The organism is Amycolatopsis oliviviridis (assembly GCF_014654365.1).
In the GTDB taxonomy this organism is placed as follows: Bacteria; Actinomycetota; Actinomycetes; order Mycobacteriales; family Pseudonocardiaceae; genus Amycolatopsis; species Amycolatopsis oliviviridis.
This window is the reverse complement of sequence record NZ_BNAY01000002.1, coordinates 441,323-460,097: the sequence shown is the minus strand read 5'-3', so window position 1 is coordinate 460,097 and position 18,775 is coordinate 441,323. Positions and strand designations below refer to the sequence as shown.

The 18,775-nt window shown below is 69.2% G+C and carries 14 protein-coding genes and 1 riboswitch; of the genes, 5 read left to right on the top strand and 9 right to left on the bottom strand.

Annotated features, from left to right (window positions below; genetic code table 11):
• Window positions 1-50 precede the first annotated feature (50 nt).
• A complete protein-coding gene (locus IE302_RS09265; protein WP_191253817.1) occupies window positions 51-1,199 on the bottom strand; it encodes a serine hydrolase domain-containing protein in 1,149 nt (382 codons plus the stop codon).
• 93 nt (window positions 1,200-1,292) lie between these two features.
• Window positions 1,293-2,021 carry a sugar isomerase domain-containing protein gene (locus tag IE302_RS09260; RefSeq protein WP_005152167.1) on the bottom strand — a complete coding sequence of 243 codons (729 nt, stop codon included), beginning with the start codon at window positions 2,019-2,021 and terminating at the stop codon, window positions 1,293-1,295.
• A 131-nt stretch (window positions 2,022-2,152) separates the two neighbouring features.
• Between IE302_RS09260 and IE302_RS09255 the strand changes: the two genes are divergently transcribed.
• The 4 genes from IE302_RS09255 (at window position 2,153) to IE302_RS09240 (ending at window position 6,097) form a co-directional block, all read left to right on the top strand.
• Entirely contained in the window at window positions 2,153-2,848 is a 696-nt protein-coding gene (locus IE302_RS09255) for an alpha/beta hydrolase (RefSeq protein WP_191253815.1), read from the top strand.
• Window positions 2,849-2,869: 21 nt separating this feature from the next.
• Window positions 2,870-4,132, top strand: coding sequence for an SAM-dependent methyltransferase (locus IE302_RS09250; RefSeq protein WP_191253813.1), 1,263 nt, complete (start codon window positions 2,870-2,872; stop codon window positions 4,130-4,132).
• A gap of 94 nt (window positions 4,133-4,226) precedes the next feature.
• Window positions 4,227-5,423 (top strand): LCP family protein, encoded by a 1,197-nt coding sequence (locus IE302_RS09245; protein WP_191253811.1) that lies wholly within the window; start codon window positions 4,227-4,229, stop codon window positions 5,421-5,423.
• 143 nt (window positions 5,424-5,566) lie between these two features.
• Window positions 5,567-6,097: a GNAT family N-acetyltransferase gene (locus IE302_RS09240; RefSeq protein ID WP_191253809.1), complete on the top strand. Its 531-nt coding sequence runs from the start codon at window positions 5,567-5,569 to the stop codon at window positions 6,095-6,097.
• Here the strand turns inward: IE302_RS09240 and IE302_RS09235 are convergent.
• From IE302_RS09235 to IE302_RS09215, 5 genes are all read right to left on the bottom strand, one after another.
• A complete protein-coding gene (locus tag IE302_RS09235; protein ID WP_191253807.1) occupies window positions 6,084-6,548 on the bottom strand; it encodes a peroxiredoxin in 465 nt (154 codons plus the stop codon). The genes IE302_RS09240 and IE302_RS09235 overlap by 14 nt on opposite strands.
• Window positions 6,549-6,565: 17 nt before the next feature.
• Window positions 6,566-8,245: a diguanylate cyclase domain-containing protein gene (locus IE302_RS09230; protein WP_229907742.1), complete on the bottom strand. Its 1,680-nt coding sequence runs from the start codon at window positions 8,243-8,245 to the stop codon at window positions 6,566-6,568.
• A gap of 375 nt (window positions 8,246-8,620) precedes the next feature.
• The gene (locus IE302_RS09225) at window positions 8,621-10,066 is read right to left on the bottom strand and encodes a cytochrome P450 (protein WP_191253805.1); all 1,446 of its coding nucleotides are present in this window, start codon (window positions 10,064-10,066) and stop codon (window positions 8,621-8,623) included.
• A gap of 133 nt (window positions 10,067-10,199) precedes the next feature.
• Window positions 10,200-12,473 carry a 5-methyltetrahydropteroyltriglutamate--homocysteine S-methyltransferase gene (gene metE / locus IE302_RS09220; protein WP_191253797.1) on the bottom strand — a complete coding sequence of 758 codons (2,274 nt, stop codon included), beginning with the start codon at window positions 12,471-12,473 and terminating at the stop codon, window positions 10,200-10,202.
• 101 nt (window positions 12,474-12,574) lie between these two features.
• Window positions 12,575-12,795: riboswitch (cobalamin riboswitch) on the bottom strand.
• Window positions 12,796-12,834: 39 nt separating this feature from the next.
• Window positions 12,835-13,404 carry a TetR/AcrR family transcriptional regulator gene (locus IE302_RS09215; RefSeq protein WP_191253795.1) on the bottom strand — a complete coding sequence of 190 codons (570 nt, stop codon included), beginning with the start codon at window positions 13,402-13,404 and terminating at the stop codon, window positions 12,835-12,837.
• Between the two features lie 90 nt (window positions 13,405-13,494).
• On the opposite strand from IE302_RS09215, the gene IE302_RS09210 reads away from it, so the two are divergent.
• Window positions 13,495-14,445: a ketopantoate reductase family protein gene (locus IE302_RS09210; protein ID WP_191253794.1), complete on the top strand. Its 951-nt coding sequence runs from the start codon at window positions 13,495-13,497 to the stop codon at window positions 14,443-14,445.
• 86 nt (window positions 14,446-14,531) lie between these two features.
• Here the strand turns inward: IE302_RS09210 and IE302_RS09205 are convergent, their stop codons facing one another.
• Together IE302_RS09205 and IE302_RS09200 are read right to left on the bottom strand one after the other, a co-directional pair.
• Window positions 14,532-15,620 (bottom strand): ribonucleotide-diphosphate reductase subunit beta, encoded by a 1,089-nt coding sequence (locus tag IE302_RS09205; protein WP_268246744.1) that lies wholly within the window; start codon window positions 15,618-15,620, stop codon window positions 14,532-14,534.
• A 72-nt stretch (window positions 15,621-15,692) separates the two neighbouring features.
• The gene (locus IE302_RS09200; protein WP_191253792.1) at window positions 15,693-18,704 is read right to left on the bottom strand and encodes a ribonucleoside-diphosphate reductase subunit alpha; all 3,012 of its coding nucleotides are present in this window, start codon (window positions 18,702-18,704) and stop codon (window positions 15,693-15,695) included.
• Window positions 18,705-18,775: the final 71 nt, after the last annotated feature.

The window sequence follows — 18,775 nt, the reverse complement described above, 5'->3', positions numbered from 1 at the left end:
GGCAAATTTTGCTATGAAAGCGTCCTTCATAGCGCGCGCGAGGGCGAGGGTCAGGCGAGGGCGGGCGAGGAGAAGGTCGCGTTCACCAGCGCCATCTTCCGCGGATCGTCCCGCAGCAAGGAGCCCATCCGGTTCATCGTGTAGCCGAACGCGATCCCGCTCTCGGGATCCGCGCCGCCGGACGAGCCGCCGAACCCGTCGTGCCCGAACGCCCGCGGGTTCGGCCCGAAACCGCGTTCCTCGCTGCCGAGGTAGAACCCCAGCGCCCATTCGGTGCCCAGCCCGCCGACGACGTCGACCTCGCGGCCCTGCCCCGCTCGGGCGGTCGCGAGCGCGGCGTCCGACAGCAGCCGTCCGGAGGCGAGCGCGCCGTAGATCGTCGCGATGGCCCGCGCGGTGCCGTGTCCGTTGAGGGCGGGCAGGATCGCGCGCCGCCACGCGGGGTCGTTGGAGTCCCGCCCTTGGACGCGCGGGTTCCCCAGTGCCGCGAGGGCGGGCGGGCCGGCGCTGGCGAAGGCCTGTGCCAGCGCGCTCGCCGTCTCGGCGCTGAGCACCGGTTCGACGAGGGTGGAACAGCGCGCCAGGTCGGCGTCGGTGTCCAGGCCGATCCGGAAGTCGGCGTCCAGCGGACCGGCGACGTGCTTCGCGAAGTACGCGCGGACGTCGAGCCCGCTCACCCGGCGGATCACCTCGCCGACGAGGAAGCCGAACGACAGTGCGTGGTAGCCGCTGACCGTGCCGGGTTCGAAGAGCGGCGCCTGCGCGGCGAGCAGGCCGGTGAGGTGGTCCCAGTCGTAGAGCTCCTCGACCGCCACCGGCCGCTCCGGGCCGATCCCGGTCACCCCGGAGCGGTGCGAGAGCAGCCAGCGCACCGGGATGTCCTGTTTGCCCGCCGCCGCGAACTCGGGCCAATACTCCGCGACAGGCGCGTCGAGGTCGAGCAGACCGGCGTCGGCGAGGTGGTGGGCGCAGATCGCGGTCATGCCCTTGGTGGTCGACCAGACGTTGGTGAGCGTGTCCGCCCGCCACGGCGTCGTCCGGTCCGGATCCGCCCAGCCCGCCCAGAGATCGACCACGGTCTCACCGTGCCGGGTCACCGAGAACGCGGCGCCGATCTCGTCGCGCTCGGCGAAGTTCTCCTCGAAGGCGGCCCGGACGGGCTCGAAGCCCGCCGCGCATTCGCCGTGGATCTCGGTCATGGGCACGGACCTCCCGCGAGACACCGACCAGTCGGTATGTGACCGTAGGAGTGCCGCGCGGACGAGTCAAGAGGCTCGTCCGCGCGGCGACCGCTACCGGAGAGCGGGAACCCGCGCGCCGTACTTGGCCAGCAGCGCGGCGTTGGCCTCGTCGCCACCGTCCACGTTGGAACTGCGCCACAGCGGGATGTCGACGCCCTGTGCCGCGCCGAGGTCCACGACCTCGGCGAGGACGAGGTTCCACAGGAACGCGTTGATCACTGTGGACAGTGGCGCGGTCCGCGGCGCGTCCGGCGGGTAGCTCGAATCGCCGGGCCGGACGTGGGAGTCGAGCACGATGCTCGCCTCTTCGATCAGCGTCGTCGCCGCGCGCTTCGGCGCCGCGGCCACGGACGCGGCCGAACTCACCGCGATGACCGACGCGCCGCGCGCCCGCGCCCCGGCGGCCAGCTCGACCGGATACGGGTTGACGCCCGAGGTCGAGAACACCACCAGCAGGTCGTCCGGCCCCGGCGCGCGTTCGGCCAGCACCTCTTCGGCGAGCCCGGAGCGGCGCTCGGTCTTGGTGCTGTGCTGCGCGCCGTGCAGCGGCAGCAGTTCGGGGTGGTAAACCGGGTACACGCAGGCGAGCCCGCCCGCGCGATAGAAGGTCTCGGCGACCGCGGCCAGCGAGTGCCCGGCCCCGGCGGTGAACACCAGGGCGTCGGCCCGGATGACCCCCAGGATCAGCTCGGCCGACTTCCGGATCTGCTCCGCGTTACCCCGTTCGGCCTCCGCGAGCCGTTCGGCGACGTCTGCATAACGTTCGGTGGTGCTCACCACATCCGCCCTTCCGTCTGAAGATCAGCGACGAATGTATCGCGTGGACCAATGGCAGAAGTGGAATACATCGGGTCATGATCGAGGTTGACCCGATCGCTGTGGCCGGGGATTCGGAGACTGGAGGGCCCAGGGTGAGCGAGGCTGATCCCGCGGTGCGGACATGGCGAGTACGCGGCCAGGTGAAAGCCGTGGTGCTGGTGCTGCACGGCGGCGCCGAGCACAGTCATGCCCGCGTGGCGCCCTGGCGGCTGGCGTACCAGCGGATGGTGCCGCTGGCGAAGGAGGTCCACCGGGCGGGCCGTGAGCACGGCGTCGAGGTACGGCTCCTGCGCAACCGGATCTACGGCTGGAACGACCACGGCACCGACGCGCTCGCCGACGCGCGCTGGGCCCTGGAACGCATCCGTGAAGACCACCCTGGAGTGCCGGTGGTCCTCGTCGGCCATTCGATGGGCGGGCGGGTCGCCTTGCGTGTCGCCGACGATCCGGCTGTCATCGGAGTCTGCGCACTGGCACCGTGGACACCACCGGGTGAACCCATCGGTGCCGTCGACGGTCGCGTCGTGCTCATCGCACACGGGACCAAGGACCGGATGACCGATCCGGTGGCGTCACACGCTTTCGCGGAACGTGCCGAAAAGGTGACATCGCGGTCCGCGCGGTTTGAAATCGGCGGCGAAGGGCACGCGATGCTACGAAGGTCGCGCGTCTGGAACCGTCTCGTACGGGCTTTCACACTCGAGCTGATCGAAGCCGGTGGAACTGACGAAACGGTGAGCGCGGCCTGGGATCGGCCGAGCTCCGAGCGGCTGCGGATCCCGGTCTAGACCGGGTGGGAGGGAGCACCTATGTCCACATCGAGCGTCGATCGGACGGCGGGTCCGGCCGACCTGCCCACCCCTGACGAAACCCGGTGGCCGGGATTGGCCACCCCGCCGCATTCCCCGTTCCGGGCGCGGATCGCGGAGCAGTTGTTCCGGCAGGCGGTGCGCCCGCTGAACGTCCGCGTGCGCATGCCCGACGGCTCGCAGCTGGGCGCAGGCGGCCCGGACGCGCCCGAAATGCGGCTCAACCGCCCCGCCGCCTTCTTCCACCGCCTCGGCGTGGACGCGAAGATCGGGTTCGGCGAGGCCTACATGGTCGGCGACTGGACGAGCGACGCGCTCGCCGAGGTGCTGACCCCGTTCGCGGAGCGGATGGCGACGCTCATCCCGCCGCTGCTGCAACGGTTCCGCCGGTTCGTCGACCGCGGCCACCCCGCGGACGAGGAGAACACCATCGAAGGGTCGCGGGCGAACATCCACCGTCACTACGACCTGTCCAACGAACTGTTCGGCGCCTTCCTGGACCCGTCGATGATGTACTCGTCGGCGTTGTTCGGGCCAGACGACGACCTCACCACCGCCCAGCACCGCAAGATCGACAGCGTCCTCGACTACGCCGGGGTCCGCGACGGCAGCACCGTGCTCGAGATCGGCACCGGCTGGGGCGAACTCGCGATCCGCGCCGCCGCGCGCGGGGCCCGGGTCACCTCACTGACCATCTCCGAGGAGCAGGCGAAGCTGGCGACCGAGCGCATCGCGGCGGCGGGCTTCGCCGACCGCGTCGACGTCCGGCTGTGCGACTACCGCGACTCCACCGGCGAGTACGACGCCGTGGTCAGCGTCGAGATGATCGAGGCGGTCGGCGAGTCCTACTGGCCCACGTTCTACGAGACCATCGGCAAGCGGCTGAAGCCGGGCGGCAGGCTCGGGCTCCAGGCCATCACCATGGACCACGAGCGCATGCTCGCCGCGGCCCGGTCCTACACCTGGGTGCACAAGTACATCTTCCCCGGCGGGCTCATCCCGTCGACCACCTCGGTGGAGCAGGGCCTGCTGGAGCACGCGCGGCTGAGACTGCAGGGGGTGCGCGAGTTCGGCCAGGATTACGCCCGCACGCTGCGGTTGTGGCGGGAGACGTTCACTCGGCGGTGGGACGAGATCACCGAATTGGGCTTCGACGACGTCTTCAAACGGATGTGGGAGTTCTACCTGGCGTACTCCGAAGCGGGGTTCCGTTCGGGGTATCTCAAGGTCCACCAGTTCGGATTCGCCGAAAACGGACAGTGAACGCCACCCAACCGATGCGGGGTGCCGGACGTCCTTCACCTAGGGTCTGCGGTTGACTGGGCCCTACACGCGAAATCGGGACGGGTGATTCGGCATGACCTATGGAGGCGACGACCGGGGGCGACGGATGCCGCCACAGCGGCCGCCGTCCGGCCGCCCCCGGCGGCATCAGCCCGCGCAGATGATGCCGCTGCCGGGTCGCGGGAGCAGCCCGTACGACGAGCGGACGACGCCCATGGGGCACGGGGGCGCCGAACGCCCCGCCGGCCCGCCACCACGCCGTCCGGAGCCCCCGCAGGGCCGCCCGATGGACGACGCGCGCCCGCCGCGGCGACGCAAGCGCTGGGGTTTCGGCAAGGTGCTGCTGACGTTGCTCACCGTGTTCGTGGTGTTCCTCGCCGGTGTGTGGGTGTACCTGGAGTTCTCCATCAACCGCGTCGACGCGCTGGCCGACTACGCCGGCCGTCCCGTCGCCGCCGAGGGAACCAACTGGCTGATCGTGGGCTCCGACAGCCGGGACGGGCTGACGCCCGAGGAGCAGGAGAAACTGGTCACCGGTTCCGGCAACGAGGCCGGTGGCAAGCGGACCGACACCATCATGGTCGCGCACGTCCCGGACAACAGCACCAAGCCGACGCTGCTGAGCCTTCCGCGCGACTCTCAGGTGAGCATCCCGGGGCACGGCAAGAACAAGATCAACTCGGCGTTCGCGATCGGTGGCCCGACGCTGCTCGCGAAGACCGTCGAAGGCGCCACCGGCCTGCGGATCGACCACTACGCCGAGATCGGCTTCGGTGGGTTCGCCAAGATCGTGGACGCGATCGGCGGGGTCAACATGTGTGTCGAGAAGCCGATGGAAGACACCATGACGGGGATCAAGATCGAACCGGGCTGCCAGGATCTCCAGGGTCCGCAGGCGCTCGGGTTCGTCCGCATGCGGCACAGCGCGGCCACCCCGCGTTCGGACCTCGACCGCGTCGCCAACCAGCGGAAGTTCATCGGCGCGCTGGTCAGCGAAATCGGCAGCCCCGGCACGCTGCTGAACCCGTTCTCGCTGTTCCCGCTGCTGTCGACCGCGCCCGACGCGCTGACCATGGACACCGGCGACCACGTGCACAACCTGGTGGGGCTCGCGCTGGCGATGCGCGGGATCTCGTCGGGCGGCGTCGTCACCACGACGGTGCCGGTGACCAGCGGCTCGGCGGAGAACTGGGACAAGACGAAGTCGAAGCTGCTGTTCGACGCCCTGAAGAACGACACGGAGGTCCCGGACAGCGTCATCCTGTCCTGATGGACCCCGCGGGCTGCCAGATGTCATGAAAGGGGCGTTCAGGACGAAAAACGTCCTGAACGCCCCTTTCATGACATCCGCGTGGCCCGTCCGGCGCCCGAAAATCGGAGGCGCTCAAGGCGACGGCGAGTCACCATGGGCCGATGGAAGCGCCTGCCGAGACCCTCGCCGACGACGTCGTCGTGCTGCGCCGCTGGAAGCCGGAGCAGCTCGAAACCCTGACCGCCGTCGCGGGGGATTCCGCGGAGCATCTCGGCGCCTGGATGAGCTGGGCCACCCGCGGCTACGGCCGCGACGAGGCCGCCGAGTTTCTGGAGAACACCGCGAAGAACTGGGCCGATGGCAAGACCTACGACTTCGCGATCTTCGCCGGCGGTGAGGTCGTCGGCGGCTCGGGCATGATCACCCATCCGGACCGGATCGAGATCGGCTACTGGCTCAGCCGCCGTCACACCGGCCGCGGCCTGGTGACGAGGGCCGCCAGGTTGCTGGCCGACGAGGCCTTCCGCCTCGGCGCGCCGGAGGTCGAGATCCGGCACGACGAGAACAACGTCGCGAGCGGCGCCGTGCCCGCGCGGCTGGGGTTCACGCTGACCGGCGACGAGGCCGCCGAACCGCCGCTCGCCCCCGCCTGCGCGGGCGTCAACCGGATCTGGCGGCTCAAGCGTCCTTAGTCTTGCGTCCGCGCAGGGCCGCGAGCGCCTTGTCGGCGTGCACGGTGAACTTCAGTTCGCTCTTGATCACTTCGAGCACCTTGCGGTCGGTGTCGATGACGAACGTGTGCCGCTTGGCGTGCAGCGGGCTGAATTTGCGCCAGACGCCGAACTGTTTGGCCACCACACCGTCCACATCGGACAGCAGTGGGTAGTCGAAGCCGTGTTTGGCCGAGAACTCCTGCTGTTTGGCGACGGCGTCCGGGCTGATGCCGACGCGGTGCGCGCCGACTTCGGCGAACTCCGCGGCCAGATCGCGGAAGTGGCAGCTTTCGGCGGTGCAGCCGCTCGTCATCGCGGCGGGGTAGAAGAACAGCACGACCGGGCCGGACGAGAGGAAGTCCGACAGCGTGCGCTCCTCGCCCTTGTCGTCGGGCAGGGTGAAGTCCGGGGCGATGTCACCTTGGTCCATGGGTGGATCCTGCCACCTCAGTGGGCGTGCCGTTCGATGAGCTCGTCGACCTCGTCCCCGGTCGCGGAATCGGCGACGAACGAACCGCGCGCCGCGAGCACGCCGTACCGCCGCAGCCGTTCGGCCTGTTCGTGGCTGCGGACGCCTTCCGCGCCGATGCGCAGTTTCAGCTCCTTGGCCCTGGTGACCAGCTGGCACAGGTGACGGACGTCGGCCTCGTGCTCGCCATCGGCCAGCGCGTCGATCACCGCGCCGGACAGGATGACGTGGCGGACCGGCAGGCCGTGCTGGGGGATCAGCTCCAGATCGGCCGAACCGGAGATCGTCAGCACCAGCTGGGCGCCCAGATCGGCCAGTACGGCGAAGGAGTCCAGCACCTCGCCTCCCGCGTCGAGCACGGACTCGCGGTCGGTGCACAGCCGCAGCGCGTGCGCGGGCAGGCAGTGCCGGTCGAGCTGTTCCTTGACCAGCAGCACCAGATCGGGATCGATGGCCAGCCGCTTCGGCAGCCGCACGCAGACGTCCGGCGCCGCGTCGCCGAACCGGTTCCGCCAGCGCGCGGTGGCGGCGAGCGATTCCGCCAGCAGCCACCGGCCGAGCGGGATGGTCATCCCGGTGATCTGCGCGAGCGGATAGAACTCGTCGGAGTCCAGCTCGCCCTTCTCCGGATGGGTCCAGCGCAGCCCGGCGTTGACCGCGGCCAGCTGGTCCGGGTTCGCGAGCTTCACCGTCGGCTGGTAGATCAGCGAGAACTCGCCGTTCTCCAGCGCGCCCGCGATGACCGCGCCGAGCTGGTACCGGCCGCGGTCGCGCGCGTCGAGTTCGGGGTCGAACAGCATCCACTGCGCCTTGCCCGCCTCCTTGGCGCGGTGCAGCGCGATCTCCGCGGCCCGGAGCAGGTCTTCCGGTCCGCCGTCGGCGACCGGGCGGACGACGATGCCGGCGCTCGCGCTGACCCCGATGCCGTGCCCGCCGAGGTAGATCGGCTCGACCAGTTCGTCCAGCGCCTGCTCGACCAGCGCGATCACCTGGGGCGAGGTGAACTCGCCGCGCAGCAGGACCGCGAACCCGTCGCCGGACAGCCGGGCGACGGAACCGTTGTAGCTGCCGGTGAACACGGACTTCAGCTTGTTCGCGACCCCGCGCAGCACCTGGTCGCCGACACCGGCGCCGAGACCGTCGTTGATCACCTTGAAGCCGTCGACGTCGAGGTAGACGAGCGCGACCTGCTCGCCGCCCGGCCCGGCCAGCGCGGTTTCGAGGGCGTTCCCGAACGCGGTGGCGTTCGGCAGGCCGGTCAGCGCGTCGTGCACGTTCTGGTGCAGCAGCTGTTCCTGCAGCAGGTGGATCTCGTTGGCGTCGGCGACCATCAGCACCGGGTACGCCGAGCCGGGCCGGTCACCGGGAAGGTCGGTGAGGGTCACGTCGACCCAGAGCGTGCCTTCTTCGCTGTGGTTCAGCAGCAGGCGTTCCTGCTGGGTCTGCTGGCCGAGCGTCATGAGCTGGGAGAGCCCGTTCCGGAGCCGGGCGACGTCGTGCTCGGCGGAGCCGAGTTCGGGGATGGTCCGGCCGCGCAGCGCCACGGGGCGGCAGCCGAGGAGTTTGCCGAGCGCGGTGTTCGCCTCGACGATCTTGCCGTCGGCGTCGGCGAGCGCTATCCCGATGGGGGAGGCGGAATAGAGCTTGGTGAAGCGCATCCGGGCGGGCTCGTGGTCGGGCTCGGTCCGGACGGCGTCCTGAGCGACGCCGAGCAAGAACTCTTCGAGTTGCTCCTGGGGAAGCGATACTCCTTTAGTGTCAGCGAGCGTCGCGGCCCATCTCCGAGCGACGTCCACCAACCCTGGCTCGGAACCAGGCTCGGGCACACTTCACCTCTTCATGCGCGGTTAATGGCCAGCTCAGACCGGGTGTCCGAGCGCATGGGCCCACACTGGGTATGAGCCGACCGGGTGTAGTGCCACGCCATCACGCGCGATCCGGGGTGTCTACCGGCTGAAAGGGTGATCGCTACTACACGAGTGGTGACCGGAAGTTACCAAGAGTGCTCGATAGTGGTTGTCCGTTGACCGGCCTCAGCGCGCCGCCAGCCGGATCGGCAGACCGTCCGCGGGAACGGGCAGGGAGACGTAGTCCCAGCGAGCGGTGTAGTCCTCCGGGACCGACCATCGATACGCGCGCAGCATCTCGTGGAGCAGCGCTTTCACTTCGAACGTCCCGAAATGCAGGCCGATGCACTTGTGCGCGCCGCCGCCGAACGGCATCCACGCGTAGCGGTGCGACTTGTCCTCGCGGCGTTCTTCGCCGAAGCGGTCAGGGTCGAAACGCCTCGGATCGGTCCAGTGCTCCGGCGCGAAATGATTGACGGTGGGCGAAACCCCGACCAGCGTACCTTCGGGGATGAAGTGCCCGAGAACCTCGGTGTCCTTCACTGTTTTCCTTGCCAGAGAAGGCACCGGGGCCACCAGGCGCAGGGATTCCTTGATCACCAGGTCCAGCGTCGTCAGGGATTCCAGCGCCTCGATGTCCGGCACGTCGTCGCCGAGCGCGAGGGATTCCTGCCGCGCGCGTTCCTGCCAATCGGGGTTCTTGGCGAGGTGGTAGACGGCGGCGGCGCTGGTGATCGTCGACGTGTCGTGCGCCGCCATCATCAGGAAGATCATGTGGTTGACGACGTCGGAGTCGGTGAAGCGGTCGCCGTCCTCGGTGGTGGCCTGGCACAAGGCGGCGAAGAGGTCGTCGCCGTCGCTCGCCCGTTTCGCGGGCAGATTCGCCGCGAAGTAGCGTTCGAGGACCTTGCGGCCGTGCAAACCCGCGGCCCAGCGGCCGCCGGGAACGGGGAACCGCACGATGGCCGTGCCCGCGCGCACGGAGTTCACGAACGCGCGGTTGATCGCGGCCGCGTCGTCACCGGACCGCATGCCCATGAACACGCGCGTCGCGACGTCGAGCGTGAGTTGCTTGAGGGACCAGTAGATCCGCGGGTTCGGCCGGTCCGTCCACGCGGCGACGCCGTCGCGCAGAGCCGGCCCCATCTGATCGACGTAACCGGTGAGCCGCTGCCGGGTGAACGCCGTCTGCATGATCCGGCGGTGCAGATGGTGCTCGCCGAAATCGAGCAGCATCAGGCCGCGGTCGAAGAACTGCTCGATGAAGAACTTCCAGCCCTCCTGGGAGAAGGCCTTGTCCTTGTTCACCAACGCGATCTGAGTGGCCTCCGGCCCGGAGAGGGCGACGATGCGGCGGCCGAACGCGCCCATCCACGACACCGGGCCGTAGGTCTCGTAGCGTTTGAGACCGAAGTCGATGCCGAAGCGCATGAAGTCCAGCGCGTGCCCGATGACCGGCGGGCCTTCGTCGCCGAGGACGGGTTTGAGGCCCGGCGGGGCGGGCGCGAGTTCGCGGACCGGCCAGGTCGCGCCGAGCCAGCGCCGGTCCACCGAACGAGGCAGGGGGATCGAGGTGAGCGGCGGAACCCGCTCGCGCAGCGCCCCGGTGACCCTTTCGACGGCGTTCGCCATGGTGACCATCTCCCCGTTGAGACCGGTTACCGCTCCACCATCGCACCCTTATTGACGTTCTGACAATACCTCGGGTGCGCGTGAAGGCCCCCTTCCCTCGGCTCAGCCGAGGGAAGGGGGCCTTCACGCGACGTCAGCCGAGTTCGGCCCGGACCGCCTGGGCGGCCGCGACCAGGTTCCGCAGCGCCGGTTCGACCTCGGCGTAGCCGCGGGTCTTCAGGCCGCAGTCCGGATTGACCCAGATCCGCTCGGCGGGCACGGCGCCGACGGCGGTCCGCAGCAGCCCGCTGACCTCGTCGACGTCGGGGACGCGCGGCGAGTGGATGTCGTACACGCCGGGTCCGACGCCGCGCCCGAAGCCCGCCGCGCCGAGATCCGTGACGACCTCCATCTTCGATCGCGCGGCCTCGATGCTGGTGACGTCGGCGTCGAGCGCGTCGATCGCCTTGACCACCTCACCGAACTCCGAATAGCACATATGCGTGTGGATCTGCGTCGCGTCGGAGATGCCGGACGTCGCCAGGCGGAACGACGAGACCGCCCAGGCGAAGTACGCCTCGTGCGCCCCGGCGCGCAGGGGGAGCAGTTCCCGCAGCGCCGGCTCGTCCACCTGGATGACGCGGATGCCCGCGTCCTGCAGGTCGTGCACCTCGTCGCGGATGGCCAGCGCCACCTGACGGGCGGTCTCGCCCAGCGGCTGGTCGTCGCGGACGAACGACCACGCCAGGATCGTCACCGGGCCGGTCAGCATCCCCTTGACGGGTTTGCCGGTCAGGCTCTGCGCGTAGCGCGCCCAAGCGACGGTCATCGGCTCCGGACGCGAGACGTCGCCGTACAGGATCGGCGGCCGCACGCACCGCGAACCGTAGGACTGCACCCAGCCGAAGTCGGTGGCGGCGAACCCGGCCAGCCGCTCGGCGAAGTACTGCACCATGTCGTTGCGCTCGGGTTCTCCGTGCACCAGGACGTCCAGGCCGAGGTCCTCCTGCAAGCGGATGACGTGCTCGATCTCCGCCTTCATCGCGGCCTCGTAGCCCGCGTCGTCCAGCGAGCCCGCCTTGTGCGCGGCGCGGGCTTTGCGGACCTCGGTGGTCTGCGGGAACGAGCCGATCGTCGTGCTCGGCAACGGCGGCAGGTCCAGCGCGGCCTGCTGCGCCGCCGCGCGCCGGGCGTAGGGGGAGCGGACGGTGTCCTCCGGACGCAGCGCCTCCAGCCGGGCGCGCACGCTCGCGTCGGCAAGGTCGGCCGCCGTGGCGCGGTCCGTGACCGCCGCTCGGGCGGCCGACAGGTCGACGCCCTCCTCCTTCAACGCGCGCCCGAGCAGGACGACCTCGTCGACCTTCTGCTTGGCGAAGGCGAGCCAGCTCTTCAGGCGCGGGTGGAGCCCGTCTTCCCGCTCGACGTCGTAGGGCACGTGCAGCAGCGAGCACGACGTCGAGACGCTGACCGACTTCGCGGTGCCGAGCAGCGTCGCCGCCCGGCCGAGCGCGCGGGCCGGGTCGGTGCGCCAGACGTTGCGCCCGTCCACGACCCCGGCCAGAACCTCCTTGTCCCGCAAGGCGGGTTCGGCCACGACGGCGTCCACAAAGGACTCATCGGTGACGAGGTCGACGGCGACGGCCTCGATCGGGGAGCGGGCGAGCACCCCCAGACCGCGTCCGAGGCCGCCGAAGTACCCGGCGACCAGGATCTTCGGCCGCGCGGTCTCCTTCGCGAGCCGGTGATAGGCGCGGATGAGCGCGTTGAGCTCTTTTTCGGTGCGGTCCGCGGCGAAGGCGGGCTCGTCGAGCTGGACCCACTCGACGCCTTCGTCGTGCAGGCGGCGCAGCAGTTCGACATAGCCGTCGAGAAGGTTGTCGAGCAGCTCCAGCGGGCGGAAACCCTCCGGCGCGCCCTCGGCCGCCTTGGCGAGCAGCAGGAACGTCACCGGGCCCACGAGCACCGGCCGCGTCTCGACGCCGATCGCGCGGGCCTCGCGGTACTCGTCCAGCGGCTTGGTGCCGGTGAGCGAGAACGTCGTGTCCGGGCCGAGTTCGGGGACGATGTAGTGGTAGTTCGTGTCGAACCACTTGGTCATCTCCATCGCCGGCGCGTCCTGGACCCCGCGTGCGGCGGCGAAGTAGGTGTCGAGCGGCGAAAGGCCGAGTGCCGTGAAGCGCTCCGGCAGCGCCCCGAACAGCTCGGCGGTGTCGAGCACCTGGTCGTAGTGGGAGAACGTGTTGGACGGGACGGAGTCCAGGCCCGCGTCCTTGAGTTCCCGCCAGCTTCGGGTACGCAGCGCGCGGCCGGTGTCCAGCAGCCCGGCCTCGTCGATCTTGCCCGCCCAGTAGCGTTCGAGTGAACGCTTCAGTTCCCGGTCCGGGCCGATCCGGGGGTAGCCCAGCACTGTCGTGCCGATTTCGGTCACAGCTCTCTCCTCGCGAGCTTGTCGTCAAAGCCCGGAGCGCGCGCAGGAGTGACCGCCGTTCGGTCGTGCCCATCCCACGAGGCTCGGACTCACGCACGCCGTCGGCGCGCGTACCACGGGCAGGTCTTCGGACTCGTGGGCGACGCGCTCGCTCCTACCGGCCGTCGCTTCCCGGGAGCCATTCCCAGTGCTTTACCGTGTCTCGCACGGTGACGGCTTTCGTTCCCACATACCGCTGCGGGGCAGTCCCGGATTCACACCGGGTTCCCTGTTACCTCGCCCGGCCTGGAGGGCCGGGCGAACCAGTAGCACCTCGGAGCGTACCGAGGCCCGCTACGGGACTGCTCGAATGTGAGAAAAGTCAGAGCGGGCGGCGCAGCCCGTCCAGCACGAGGGTGATGACGCCGTCGGCCTCGGCCCGCCACCCGGGGCGGTCATGGGCCGCGCCTATGCCGTGCAGAGCCATCATCACGGCGCCGGCGTCCACGTCGTCGCGGACGGCGCCGTCCCGCACGGCGGCGGCCACCAGGGCGGTGACGGCCTCTTCCAACGCTCGGCTGCCCTCGGCGAGAGCCCCTGAACGATCGGCCATGAGCGTGGCCAGCGTCCGGGCCAGGCCTTCATGGGCACCGATGTGGTCGACCATTTCGCGGAGGAAGGTCGCCAAGGCCTCCGCCGCGGGCAGCGTGGCCTGCAGCTGGCGGGCGCGATCGGACAGCGCGGCGACTTCCCCGTGGTAGACCGCTTCGGCCAGTGCCTCCCTGGTGGGGAAGTGGCGGTAAAGCGTGCCGGTGCCCACGCCGGCCAGACAGGCGAAGTCATCGAAGCGCAGCTCGAAGAAGCATCCGGCCTGGAAGATCTCCCGGGCCTTGGCGAGCAGGGCCTCGCGCTTGCGTCGGGCGTCGGCCCGCAACGGCTTGTCGGCGGTCATGCGCTCCCTCGCGTTGACAAATGGAGATCATCTCCATATTTTCGAAGTGGAGATGATCTCCACATCGAATCGTACCCCGTGAGGTGCAGCTTGAAGATCCTGATGTTCGGCCGCGGCGTGATCGCCACCGTCTACGGCTGGGCCCTGCAAAAGGCGGGACATGACGTCGAGTTCTACGTCCGGCCGGGCCGCGCGGCGGAGTACGGGGACACGGTGGACCTCGACCTGCTCGATACGCGGCGCCGGGTGCGGGGGCAGCGCGTCGTCGAGAAGTGGCCGGTCCGCTATCACGAGACACTGGAGCCGGACCACGACTTCGATCTGATCGTGCTCAGCGTGTCGCACCACCGCCTCCCGGAGGCGACGGCCTTCCTGGCCCCGCGGATCGGCAAGGCCACGGTGCTGGTCTTCGGCAACATCTGGGCCGAGCCGACGGACGCGATCGGTCCCCTTCCCCTCGACCGGATCGCCTGGGGCTTTCCCCAGGCCGGAGGCGGTTTCGACGCGGACGGCGTGCTCCGGGGGATGATGATGCCCTCGGTCATCTTCGGCACCCTCGGCCTGCCTCCGACCGAGCGGGAGCGGGCCGCGCGCCAGGCGTTCCGCGAGGCCGGGCTCCGGATCAAGGAGCGGCCCGACTTCCGTGGCTGGCTGTGGGTCCATTTCGCGTCGGATGCCGGCCTCCTCTCACAGGGCCTGCGGCGGGGTTCCCTGTCCCGGCTGGCCGGGGCGACGGGGGCCCTGCGCGAGGGGTTGCTGACCGGCCGCGAGCTGCTGCCGCTCCTTGAGGCACGCGGCCTTGACCTGCGACGTCATCGGGTCGGTGTGCTGCCGTTCCAGGCGCCCACCTGGCTGACGGCCCCCGTGCTCGCGTGGCTGACCGCGCATGTCGAGGTGGCGCGCGTGAGTGTCACGGCGCACTCCGACCCCGACGCCGAGGAGCCGCGTGAGGTCTGCCGGGACACCTTGGCCGAAGCCCGTCGGTTGGGTGTCTCGGTACCGCGCTTGGAAGCGGCGGAACCGTACTTCGCCCGGGCCTGAACCGGTCGGCCGCGGAAGTACATGAAGGCCCCCTTCCTTGCGCTAGGCGCAAGGAAGGGGGCCTTCATGTACTTCTGGATGGACTGTCAGTCCCAGTCGAGGGCGCCACCGGACTGGTACTCGATGACGCGGGTCTCGAAGAAGTTCTTCTCCTTCTTGAGGTCCATCGCCTCCGACATCCACGGGAACGGGTTCTCCGTCTCGCCGAAGATCGGCGCGAGGCCGATCTGCTGCGCCCGCCGGTCGGTGATGAAGTGCATGTACTGCTCGATCAGCTCGGCCGACAGCCCGAGCATGCCGCGCGGCATGGTGTCGCGGGCATAGGCGACTTCGAGCTCGCAGGCCTCGGTCAGCATGCCGCGGATCTCCGCCTGGAACTCCTCGGTCCACAGGTGCGGGTTCTCGATCTTGATCTGGTTGATGCAGTCGATGCCGAAGTTCAGGTGGATCGACTCGTCGCGCAGGATGTACTGGTACTGCTCGGCGATGCCGATCATCTTGTTCCGGCGGCCGAGCGAGAGGATCTGCGCGAAGCCGGTGTAGAACCACATGCCTTCGAAGATCACGTAGAACGCGACCAGGTCACGCAGGAAGTTCTGGTCGGCCTCGGGGGTGCCGGTCTCGAAGTCCGGGTTCTCCAGGTTCTGCGTGTACTTGAGCGCCCACGCGTCCTTCTCCGAGATGGACGGGACCTCGCGGTACATGTTGAACAGCTCGCCCTCGACCAGGCCGAGGCTCTCGCAGATGTACTGGAAGGTGTGCGTGTGCACGGCCTCCTCGAACGCCTGGCGCAGCAGGTACTGGCGGCATTCGGGGTTGGTGATCTGGCGGTACACCGCGAGCACGATGTTGTTGGCCACCAGCGATTCCGCGGTGGCGAAGAAGCCGAGGTTGCGCTTGAGCATGGTGCGCTCGTCCTCGGTGAGGCCGTCGGGCGACTTCCACAGCGCGATGTCGGCCTGCATGGCGACCTCGGTCGGCATCCAGTGGTTGTTGCAGCCGGCGAGGTACTTCTCCCACGCCCAGGTGTACTTCATCGGCAGCAGCTGGTTGACGTCGGCGCGGGCGTTGATCATCCGCTTGTCGTCGACGTTGATGCGGGCAGCGCCGACTTCGATCTCACCGAGCCCGGTGGCGTCGGTGGAGGAGTCAAAGGTGGTCATAGAGCGGCTCACTTCACGAGGTGGTCGGATGGGTCGTGAGTGGCGATTCGGGTTGGAACACGAATCGCCACTCACGACCGGAGGTCACTGGCAGGCTTCGCAGTCGGGGTCGTCGATCCGGCAGGCGGCGCCGTCGGTGGCGACGAAGTCGACGTCCGAGACCTGCGGAATCTCCTTCGGCTCCGGCTTGGCGGCGGGAGCCGCGGCCGGGGCGGTCACCGGCACGGCCGGAACCGCGGCGGCGGGCGACGGCGAGACCGCGGCGGAAGCCGACGGCGCGGGCGAAGCCGCGGGCGCCGGAGCGGCGGCGGGCTTGGGCGAAGCGGGAGCGGCGGGGGCCGGGGTGGCCGACACCGCGTTCAGCTTGCCGTCGGTACCGCGCAGGGTGCTCTTCTCCACGTGCGTCGCGGACCGCGCCCGCAGGTAGTACGTGGTCTTGAGGCCCTTGTGCCAGGCGTAGCGGTACAGCTCGTCGAGCTTGCGGCCGCTGGGCGCCGCGATGTACAGGTTCAGCGACTGAGCCTGGTCGATCCACTTCTGACGACGCGAACCGGCGTCCACGAGCCACTTCGACTCGATCTCGAACGCGGTCGCGTACAGCGCCTTCAGGTCGTCCGGCACGCGGTCGATCTGGCCGAGGCTGCCGTCGAAGTACTTCAGGTCCGAGACCATGACCTCGTCCCACAGCCCGCGCGCCTTGAGCGAGCGGACCAGGTGCGGGTTCACCACGGTGAAGTCGCCGGACATGTTCGACTTGACGAACAGGTTCTGGAACAGCGGCTCGATCGACTGCCCGACGCCCACGATGTTGGAGATCGTCGCGGTCGGCGCGATCGCCATCACGTTGGAGTTGCGCATGCCGACGGTCTTGACCCGCTCACGCAGCGGCGCCCAGTCCAAAGTGGACGAGGTGTCGACGTCGAGCGCGTCGCCCTGGCGGGCGTCGATCAGCAGCTGCATCGAGTCGATCGGCAGGATTCCCTTGCTCCACAAGGAACCCTCGAACGTCTGGTACTGGCCGCGCTCCTCCGCGAGATCGGTCGAGGCCGAGATCGCGTAGTAGCTGATGTGCTCCATGCTGAGGTCCGCGAACTGGACGGCCTCTTCCGAAGACAGCGGGACACCGATCTCGAACAGCGCGTCCTGGAAGCCCATCAGGCCCAGCCCGATCGGGCGGTGGCGCAGGTTGGAGCGGCGCGCCTCCGGGATCGTGTAGAAGTTGATGTCGATCACGTTGTCGAGCATGCGGACGGCGGTGCGCACGGTCTTCTCGAGGCGCTTCGCGTCGATGCCCTCGGGGGTCACGTGCTTGAGCAGGTTCACCGAGCCGAGGTTGCAGACGGCGACCTCGTCGGTGGTGGTGTTCAGGGTGATCTCGGTGCACAGGTTGGACGAGTGCACGACGCCCACGTGCTGCTGCGGCGAACGCAGGTTGCACGGGTCCTTGAAGGTGATCCACGGGTGGCCGGTCTCGAACAGCATGGTCAGCATGCGGCGCCACAGGTCGACCGCGCGGACCTTGCGGAACACCTTCAGCTCACCGCGTTCGGCGGCGGCCTCGTACTCGCGGTAGCGCTCGGCGAACGCGGTGCCGTAGAGGTCGTGCAGGTCCGGGGTCTCGTTCGGCGAGAACAGCGTCCACTGCGCGTCGGCCTCGACGCGGCGGAGGAACTCGTCCGGCACCCAGTTCGCGGTGTTCATGTCGTGCGTACGACGACGGTCGTCACCGGTGTTCTTGCGCAGGTCGAGGAATTCCTCGATGTCCACGTGCCAGGTCTCGAGGTACGCGCAGGCCGCGCCCTTGCGCTTGCCGCCCTGGTTCACCGCGACGGCGGTGTCGTTGGCGATCTTGAGGAACGGCACGACACCCTGCGACTGGCCGTTGGTGCCCTTGATGTGCGCGCCGAGGCCGCGGACCGGGGTCCAGTCGTTGCCGAGACCGCCCGAGTACTTCGCCAGCAGCGCGTTGTTCTTGTACGCCTGGAAGATCGAGTCCAGGTCGTCGTCGACGGTGGTCAGGAAGCAGGACGACAGCTGCGGGCGCGTGGTGCCCGAGTTGAACAGCGTCGGCGTGGACGCCATGAAGTGGAACGACGAGAGCAGCTCGTAGAACTCGATGGCGCGGGCTTCGCGGTCGTCCTCGCGGATGGCCAGGCCCATCGCCACGCGCATGAAGAACGCCTGCGGCAGCTCGAAGCGGACGCCGTTGTGGTGCTGGAAGTACCGGTCGTACAGGGTCTGCAGGCCGAGGAAGCCGAAGTCGAGGTCACGCTCGGCGTGGATCGCCGCGGTGATCTTGTCCAGATCGAAGGTCTGCAGCTCCGGGTTGACCAGCTCCAGCTCGATGGCGCGCTTGAGGTAGTCCCGGAAGTACTGCGGGTACCGGGTGGTCATCTCGTCTTGGCTGGCCTGCTGCGGCACGCCCGCGAGGTAGCTGAGCGCCTCGCCGCGGAGCTTGTCCGCCAGCAGCCGGGCGCTGACGTAGGAGTAGTTCGGCTCCTGCTCGACGAGCACGCGCGCGGCCATGATCTGGGCGAGGGCGAGTTCGTCGGCGCTGATGCCGTCGTAGAGGTTGCGCTTGGCCTCGGCCAGCACCGGCTCGGCCGAGACGTCTTCCAGACCGGAGACGGCCTCGCCGACCACGTGCGAGACGCGGGCCCAGTCGAGCGGGCGGAGCGAACCGTCGGCCGCCTTGACGCTGATCGCGACGTCGGACGACGCGGGCTTCTCGGCCTCGCGGGCCTTCGCGCGCTCGTCGCGGTACAGGACATACGCGCGGGCGACCTTGTGGTGCTCGCCGCGCATCAGCGCGAGCTCGACGATGTCCTGGATCTGCTCGATGTGCAGCGCGGTCTCGGGACCGGCGTGGCGGAGCAGGGTGGTCTCGATCTGCTCGGTCAGTTCCTTGACCAGATGGTGGATCCGCGACGAGGCGGCCGCGTCACCGCCCTCGACGGCGAGGAAGGCCTTGGTCACGGCGACCGAGATCTTGTTCGCGTCGAAGGGGGACACGCTGCCGTCCCGCCGGATGACCCGCACGGTCGCGGGCGTGGTGTCCGAAGACGAAGGTGGCCGCTGACCGGTATCGACTGACATGCATCACTCCAAGAAGGCGCGTTGAAGCACCACAAGGCCTCACAAGGCCGTGCGCTGCAGGTTCACAAAGC

Bases quoted from the DNA above. Each gene is read 5' to 3' on its own strand.
- IE302_RS09265 (WP_191253817.1), bottom strand. From the start codon at position 1,199: ATGACCGAGATCCACGGCGAATGCGCGGCGGGCTTCGAGCCCGTCCGG.
- IE302_RS09250 (WP_191253813.1), top strand. From the start codon at position 2,870: ATGTCCACATCGAGCGTCGATCGGACGGCGGGTCCGGCCGACCTGCCC.
- IE302_RS09245 (WP_191253811.1), top strand. From the start codon at position 4,227: ATGACCTATGGAGGCGACGACCGGGGGCGACGGATGCCGCCACAGCGG.
- IE302_RS09240 (WP_191253809.1), top strand. From the start codon at position 5,567: ATGGAAGCGCCTGCCGAGACCCTCGCCGACGACGTCGTCGTGCTGCGC.
- IE302_RS09235 (WP_191253807.1), bottom strand. From the start codon at position 6,548: ATGGACCAAGGTGACATCGCCCCGGACTTCACCCTGCCCGACGACAAG.
- IE302_RS09230 (WP_229907742.1), bottom strand. From the start codon at position 8,245: ATGCGCTTCACCAAGCTCTATTCCGCCTCCCCCATCGGGATAGCGCTC.
- IE302_RS09225 (WP_191253805.1), bottom strand. From the start codon at position 10,066: ATGGCGAACGCCGTCGAAAGGGTCACCGGGGCGCTGCGCGAGCGGGTT.
- IE302_RS09215 (WP_191253795.1), bottom strand. From the start codon at position 13,404: ATGACCGCCGACAAGCCGTTGCGGGCCGACGCCCGACGCAAGCGCGAG.
- IE302_RS09200 (WP_191253792.1), bottom strand. From the start codon at position 18,704: ATGTCAGTCGATACCGGTCAGCGGCCACCTTCGTCTTCGGACACCACG.